Source organism: Coleofasciculus sp., assembly GCF_046539235.1.
Taxonomy (GTDB): domain Bacteria; phylum Cyanobacteriota; class Cyanobacteriia; order Cyanobacteriales; family Coleofasciculaceae; genus Coleofasciculus.
Genome location: NZ_JBKHHI010000362.1, coordinates 1 through 6,853, shown reverse-complemented (window position 1 = coordinate 6,853; position 6,853 = coordinate 1). Strand labels below are relative to the sequence as shown.

The 6,853-nt window shown below is 46.2% G+C and carries 7 protein-coding genes and 1 pseudogene; 7 read left to right on the top strand and 1 reads right to left on the bottom strand.

The genetic code is table 11. From position 1 onward, the window contains the following. Positions 1 to 274: 274 nt before the first annotated feature. From groL to ACLFWI_RS23915, 5 genes are all read left to right on the top strand, one after another. Positions 275 to 1,948 (top strand): chaperonin GroEL, encoded by a 1,674-nt coding sequence (groL, locus tag ACLFWI_RS23935; RefSeq protein ID WP_446415006.1) that lies wholly within the window; start codon positions 275 to 277, stop codon positions 1,946 to 1,948. A gap of 225 nt (positions 1,949 to 2,173) precedes the next feature. Beyond that, the gene (locus tag ACLFWI_RS23930) at positions 2,174 to 2,932 is read left to right on the top strand and encodes an MORN repeat-containing protein (protein ID WP_446415005.1); all 759 of its coding nucleotides are present in this window, start codon (positions 2,174 to 2,176) and stop codon (positions 2,930 to 2,932) included. Positions 2,933 to 2,992: 60 nt separating this feature from the next. Beyond that, positions 2,993 to 3,607, top strand: a complete 615-nt coding sequence (locus ACLFWI_RS23925; RefSeq protein WP_446415004.1) for a hypothetical protein — start codon at positions 2,993 to 2,995, stop codon at positions 3,605 to 3,607. Positions 3,608 to 3,655: 48 nt separating this feature from the next. Further along, entirely contained in the window at positions 3,656 to 4,075 is a 420-nt protein-coding gene (locus ACLFWI_RS23920; protein ID WP_446415003.1) for an MAPEG family protein, read from the top strand. Between the two features lie 348 nt (positions 4,076 to 4,423). Continuing rightward, entirely contained in the window at positions 4,424 to 5,419 is a 996-nt protein-coding gene (locus tag ACLFWI_RS23915; RefSeq protein ID WP_446407726.1) for a 1-acyl-sn-glycerol-3-phosphate acyltransferase, read from the top strand. A 29-nt stretch (positions 5,420 to 5,448) separates the two neighbouring features. Here ACLFWI_RS23915 and ACLFWI_RS23910 read toward each other — a convergent pair whose 3' ends face one another. After that, a complete protein-coding gene (locus ACLFWI_RS23910; RefSeq protein ID WP_446415002.1) occupies positions 5,449 to 6,279 on the bottom strand; it encodes an MOSC domain-containing protein in 831 nt (276 codons plus the stop codon). A gap of 104 nt (positions 6,280 to 6,383) precedes the next feature. Here ACLFWI_RS23910 and ACLFWI_RS23905 point away from each other — a divergent pair, with 104 nt between their 5' ends. After that, the gene (locus ACLFWI_RS23905; protein WP_044205930.1) at positions 6,384 to 6,608 is read left to right on the top strand and encodes a DUF433 domain-containing protein; all 225 of its coding nucleotides are present in this window, start codon (positions 6,384 to 6,386) and stop codon (positions 6,606 to 6,608) included. Further along, positions 6,592 to 6,853, top strand: a pseudogene (locus tag ACLFWI_RS23900) (DUF5615 family PIN-like protein); the annotation flags it as partial. The gene ACLFWI_RS23905 and the pseudogene ACLFWI_RS23900, both read left to right, overlap by 17 nt.

Here is a 6,853-nt window from a genome sequence, read left to right as displayed (position 1 = left end):
ACCCGCCCTCCCCACCGATAACGGAACAACAAAACCCGCCCTCCCCACCGATAACGGACGAATGACGAATTGATAAACTTTAGCTTAAGTCTTGACTCAACTCTCTCTATCCTAACGGGGACTGAGTTTGGGCGCTGAATCCACACAACCTCTTACCCTCCTGCCTCCTGCCTCCTGCCTTCTACCGTAATAACCGAACCGCACCAGAATTAGCACTCACGTAACAAGAGTGCTAAATTTGCTAATGGAGTAACGAGCAAGTATTGGGAACCCTATGGCAAAAATCGTTTCGTTTAACGAAGAATCACGGCGAGCCTTAGAACGGGGAGTCAATGCTCTGGCAGATGCCGTCCGGATTACCCTTGGACCCAAAGGGCGGAATGTGCTGCTAGAGAAGTCCTTTGGCGCTCCCCAGATTGTTAATGATGGTATCACCGTCGCCCAAGAAATTGAACTAGAAGACCCCTTAGAAAATACAGGGGCGCGACTGATTCGAGAAGTCGCATCCAAGACCAAAGAAATTGCTGGAGACGGTACCACAACCGCTACCGTTCTGGCACAGGAGATGATTCGGGAAGGACTTAAAAACGTTGCGGCTGGCGCTAATCCAGTGGCTGTACGTCGAGGGATTGAGAAAACCATTCATCATCTGGTTAAAGAAATTCAGTCCATGGCTCAACCCGTCGTTGGCGATGCGATCGCACAAGTCGCCACTGTCTCAGCCGGAAACGACGAGGAAGTCGGGCAAATGATTGCCCTGGCGATGGACAAGGTAACCAAGGATGGAGTAATTACCGTAGAAGAGTCAAAATCGCTCTCCACTGAACTTGAAGTCGTGGAAGGGATGCAAATTGACCGGGGTTATCTCTCCCCCTACTTTGTCAGCGATCAGGAACGGATGACCGTGGAATTTGAAGATTCCTATATCCTGATTACTGATAAAAAAATTAATAACATCCAAGAATTAGTTTCCATCCTGGAAAAAGTTGCCCGTGCCAGCAAACCCCTACTGATTATTGCTGAAGATGTAGAAGGGGAAGCCTTAGCCACCTTGGTGGTAAACAAAGCACGGGGAGTTCTCAACGTCGCCGCCGTCAAAGCGCCAGGATTTGGCGATCGCCGCAAGCAGATGCTGCAAGATATTGCGGTTCTGACTGGGGGTCAGCTAATTTCCGAAGAAATCGGTCTCAGCTTAGATAGCGCTTCTACTGAGATGATGGGAACGGCGCGGAAAATCACCATTGACAAAGACTCAACCACTATTGTCGCCAGTGGTGAAACCAAGCCAGAAGTGGAGAAGCGCATTGCTCAAATCCGCAAACAGCTTGAGGAAACCGATTCGGACTACGATAAAGAGAAACTGCAAGAGCGGATTGCTAAACTTGCCGGTGGTGTAGCGGTAATTAAAGTTGGTGCCGCCACAGAAACGGAACTCAAAGATCGCAAACTGCGGATTGAAGATGCCCTGAATGCCACCAAAGCCGCGATCGATGAAGGGATTGTTCCTGGCGGTTCAACCACGCTGATTCGCCTAATTTCCAAAGTTGATGGCATCAAAGCTAACCTGGATGCTGAAGAGAAAATCGGTGCGGATATTGTCGCCAAAACCTTAGAAGCCCCCCTGCGTCAGATGGCAGATAATGCTGGGGTTGAAGGTGCAGTGATTGTCGAGAAAGTACGAGAGAGCCAAGGCAATATCGGTTACAATGCCGCGACAGGCAAGCTGGAAGACTTAATTGCTGCTGGTATTCTCGATCCCGCTAAGGTTGTGCGTTCAGCACTTCAGAATGCCGGTTCCATTGCCGGTATGGTTTTAACCACCGAAGCCCTGGTTGTCGAAAAACCTGAGCCGAAATCCGCTGCGCCTGATATGGGCGGCATGGGCGGCATGGGCGGCATGGGCGGCATGGGCGGCATGGGTGGCATGGGTGGCATGGGCATGATGTAGTCCTCACCCATCTGCTATAGTTCATGACCGAAGCAGCTTGTCTAGTTGGACAGGCTGCTTTTTTGGATACAAGGCAGAAGGGTGAACAATCGGGTTCCTCATTTTGAGCAAGAGTGGTGTAGAGGAAACCTGGTGTAAAGTTTTTTTTCAATCGTCCGTCTGGTTCGTAGAAGGCACTCAGGTTTCCAGAGTAACCAATGAAACGGTTATTGATCGAGGTGACGTATGTTCAAGCAACTGCCTTTCAAACGACTAGGACTAACCTTATTAATGGCGTCCAGTGTCAGTTTTGCCATTAACTTGAGTTATTCACCACCATCATTGGCAGAATTGTTCACGCTTCGGGATGGCACTCGATGCCAAGGAAACTTGCAAGGATCGAATGGTAGAGGGTTGTGCGTTTATGAGAGAGACCCCCAAGGTAACCCTTACAACTATTATGAAGGAGAAATTCGCAATGGTCTGCCATCAGGTCGAGGAATCTTCGTATATAACAATAATGACCGCTATGAAGGAGAATTTAACAACGGTATTCCCCACGGTAAAGGAACATTTATCTTTGAGAATGGCGATCGCTATATCGGAGACTTCAAGGAAGGTGTACCAAACGGAATGGGAACATTCCTCTATGATAACGGGGATCACTATTCAGGAGGAATTCTTAATGGTCAGTTCCACGGTTTTGGCACATTTATTTTTACTAACAACAGGTACGAAGCTGATGACGATGATCGGTACGATGGACAGTTTATTTTAGGTCAAGCTAAGGGCAACGGTACAATAAGATACGCTGATGGCATCATTTGTCGAGGCAACTTCTACAATAGTACTTTTACGGGACGCGGTACTTGCACCTATCCCCAAGGCTCCTCCTATCGTAGTTATACAGGAGAAATACATGATGGTATGCCTGGAGGTGTTGGTGTTCTGACTTATGCGAATGGTGAGGTGTACAGAGGAAATTGGCGCGATCGCTCTCGGTAAGAGTTAGGTTTGGTTCTGGTGTAGGGGCGGTCTTATCCAAGCAGTATTGGCGTTAATTCTATGTCTAAAATTGAAGCATCCACTCTTGAAGAAGCCAGAACCAATTGGTGTATCTACGCTCAACGGATAATAGAAAACTATCATCGCGATGCGATTAATCCAAATAATGTCGTCAATACTATCTATACCCGTTTGGACAAGTTTCTGGAAAGTAAGCCAACGGTGGAAAATGGCAAAATCTACACCAGCACGTATTTTCCTTCAGTGAATGAGGTTAACGCTGATTACGAACAGATTTGGTGCAAAGTCAATACAGCTCATCCCATTGATGCTGCTAATTTAGGGTTTCGCTCTCTAGGGGAACATCAATCTAACTCAAAAATGAACGAACTGGCGTTAAACTGGGCATACAATTATGTTGATGATATTATCAAAAATGCCTATCAAGCTGCCGATATCACTATAGATTATCGGGAAAGCCAAAAGCTAACCGGATTTACCTGGTCTCGTGCCGAACTTGTTTGGCAAAAAATTAACGATAAATCCTATAGTTTAGAGACTCCTTATTTGAGGACAGGAAACTTATTGTTCGAGGCTTTGAGCTATAAACATTACTGCAAAATTTTATCCCCGAAAGGAGCGGTTGATTTTATCGAAGAAATCAGTAAAATGTAATCAGCAACAAAAATAATTATTTTCCCCAATCAGCCATTGGAGTTAACGATGATTGAACTGAAACCACTGATTTTTCCCGCTTTAGCCACCATTGCCACTCTTTTGGTTTACTTGGTTCTCACGATCAATGTGGGTCGAGCTAGGGCAAAATATAATGTACCTGCACCTCAAATCTCAGGAGATGTCAATTTTGAGCGTGTGTTTCGTGTGCAACAAAATACGTCAGAACAATTGCTCCTCTTTTTACCCAGTTTATGGTTATTCTCCCTTTTTGTTAGTCCAATTTGGGGGGCAGGAATTGGTGCGGTTTGGGTGATTGGGCGAATTATTTATGCCTGGGGTTACTATACAGCGGCGGAAAAACGCGGTATTGGTTTTGGAATTAATTCTCTATCTCTTCTCGTCCTGCTAATCGGTGCTTTAGTGGGAATTATTAAATTGTTCATCAATACCCCTTTGGGAGTATAAGTAAGCTGTTCGGCATTTAAACCTTAATTTCAATAATGACGAACTCATTGTCGTAGTGTGAGCATCTTGCTCACTACTACAGCGTTTTCAGACTGGATGTAATACACAATTTCCAAGAGTAGAAAAGCACTGTCTCATCGTTACTATACTACACCGTGTTAGAAAGTGCTGTAATACCCAATTTAAATGCATGACAGCTAATCTGGACATACAGCGCTTTTCAGGTAAGTGAGGTACACAGACAGATCCCCGAATTATTGGAGAAGTCGGAGATATTGCTTGAGGTATCACCTCATCAACGTCTGCTCTCTGCCTTCTGCTATACATCCCCATCAAACAGGGAAATCTATGCCAAATTCCCCAACTTGTCCCTATGAATTTAGCTGGTTTGATTGGTTTTGCCTCTGGTATCCTCCAGGTTGGCTGATTTTGTTCAACCGCCATTGGCAGCATTATCATGATGATCCGGCGGGGTGGAAGTGGCTGGAGTATGGATTATTTCTAATTCCTGGAGGATTTTATTTAGCATTACTAAGCCGGTGGTTGCGTTTGGGTTGCCGTTCACCTCACAGAGAAACCGAAGAATTTTATCCCGATTATCAACAAGTATTCTGCGATGAAATTCTCGACCCAATCATGACCCATTATTTTCGAGCTGAATTACACCTTCAGGATAATTTGCCGCCAAGTCAGTCCTTAATTGTGGCGATGAACCACGGGGGAATGTGTTTTCCCTGGGACTTTTTAGGGTTAGGATATTTATTGAAAAAAACCAAAGGATGGGTGGTGCAACCCTTAGCCAATGTGGTTTTATTTGAACATCCCTGGATGATTTGGTGGTTACCGCCAGCATGGTCAAAAGCGTTAGGGGGGGTACAGGCGCAACGCGATGACTTTGAAGATGCCGTGATGCACAAAACGATTTTGCTCTATGCTCCCGAAGGAGTACGCGGTCCTGGGAAAGGTTGGTCAAAACGCTATCAATTGCAAACCTTTCATCCCAGCTTTATCCAGTTGAGCAATCGCTACCGTATGCCAATTTTACCAGTCCTGTGCCTGGGCAGTGAATTCTTGCATCCTTGGGCATGGAATGTTAAAGCATTGGCAAAGCGAGTGAATTTGCCCTTTTTTCCGGTATCGCCATTGATGATTGCCTTTGTGCTGTTCCCATCCATGGGGGTTTGGGCGATGAAAACGCAACTGCGCTATTATATTCAAGGATTTGAGCAACCTGAGATAGAGGTCACATCAGGTTCTAATGTGCGATCGCAAGTTTACCAAAAAGCGCAACGATTGCGCGATAAACTACAGCATCACATTAATCAGCGGCTGTCCCGTCATTAGCTAATAAAAAAGCTACCGCTTAGGAGGGGTCAGAATCTCCGTAGAGAGCGGACATAGCAGTCACTGTTAATTTCCACCTCATCCCCTACCCGCAGTGTTCCCAACTGTTCTTGAATCACGTTCTGCCCAAAAAAGATTTGCCCATTCCGCAGCCGATAGTTTGCCAGTGTCGCTAACGGTTCTTTGCCTGGTGTACCCTGAGATTGATCCACCGTGGTAATTATACATCTGGAACAAGGTTTAACCACGCGAAAGGGAATTGAACCGATGCGAATTTGACGCCAACTGTCTTCGGCATAGGCTTCACAGCCAGAAACCACTAAATTGGGGCGGAATCGATTCATGGGAACAGGCTGTTCTAATCGTTGGTTTAAGTCTTGCAACGAGGTTTGGGAAATTAGCAAAAAGGGGAATCCATCGGCAAAACTGACCGATTCGCTGGGATTAGCATAATTCGGATTAATCGGGCGGATGGAGTCCTCTGGCATATAGACTAACTGACAGGGAATGTCGAGAAATTCGCTAAACCACTGACTGATCTGTTTATCCAATGGCATAGCTTGACAGATATCATTCCAGACTTGCACCGGAAGGCGATGGTCACTTTCATAGTCTAGGGGAATGGATAAGCTGGGCTGGTTGGGTGCTTCCACGACTAACTCGTTATCCCCCAACCGCACTTGAATCAACGCCATGGGAGGAAACTGACGCTGGGTGAGAAACTTACCCTTTGCATCCACGAGCATCCAGCGTCGGTCATAGTGTAAACCGCGATCGCTCACCTGAGCCGTAGAGAGCGCTATCCCGCCTGCTGACTTAATCGGGTAGATATAGATTCCACTCAACTGAATAGAAGTCATGGGTTTATGCCGCCGATTTAACCGTAAAATCTATCCCACAATTTTAGCTGTGTCACGCCAGTAGGCTAAGATCAGAGGAACTCCTACTATACGGAATGACTGACATGAAAACCGCAGCGCGTGTTATTCATAGCGACCCTGATATCCTGGGAGGAACCCCTGTTTTTGTTGGAACTCGTGTACCTTTTGAAACGTTGCTCGATTATCTCGAAGCTGGCGATCCACTCGATGAATTCTTAGATCATTTTCCCAGTGTTCGGCGTGAGCAAGCGATCGCAGCTCTTGAATTGGCAAAGGAAATGCTGATAGCTTATGCGAATCCTGCTTGATGAGTGCGCCCCACGACCTTTGAAGCGGGAACTTGCTGATTAGCGAGATACGCACAGTTGTCGAGATGGGATGGTCAGGAAAAAAGAACGGTGAGTTGCTACGGCTCATGAGTCAGGAGGGCTTCACGATTCTACTGACTACCGATCAAAATTTGCTTGATCAACAGAACTTGCAGCAAACAGGAGTAGCTGTCATTGTTCTTGTGGCACCTAGCAATAGACTTCCTGATTTAGTTCCTCTGATA

Bases quoted from the DNA above. Each gene is read 5' to 3' on its own strand.
- groL (WP_446415006.1), top strand. From the start codon at position 275: ATGGCAAAAATCGTTTCGTTTAACGAAGAATCACGGCGAGCCTTAGAA.
- ACLFWI_RS23930 (WP_446415005.1), top strand. From the start codon at position 2,174: ATGTTCAAGCAACTGCCTTTCAAACGACTAGGACTAACCTTATTAATG.
- ACLFWI_RS23925 (WP_446415004.1), top strand. From the start codon at position 2,993: ATGTCTAAAATTGAAGCATCCACTCTTGAAGAAGCCAGAACCAATTGG.
- ACLFWI_RS23920 (WP_446415003.1), top strand. From the start codon at position 3,656: ATGATTGAACTGAAACCACTGATTTTTCCCGCTTTAGCCACCATTGCC.
- ACLFWI_RS23915 (WP_446407726.1), top strand. From the start codon at position 4,424: ATGCCAAATTCCCCAACTTGTCCCTATGAATTTAGCTGGTTTGATTGG.
- ACLFWI_RS23910 (WP_446415002.1), bottom strand. From the start codon at position 6,279: ATGACTTCTATTCAGTTGAGTGGAATCTATATCTACCCGATTAAGTCA.
- ACLFWI_RS23905 (WP_044205930.1), top strand. From the start codon at position 6,384: ATGAAAACCGCAGCGCGTGTTATTCATAGCGACCCTGATATCCTGGGA.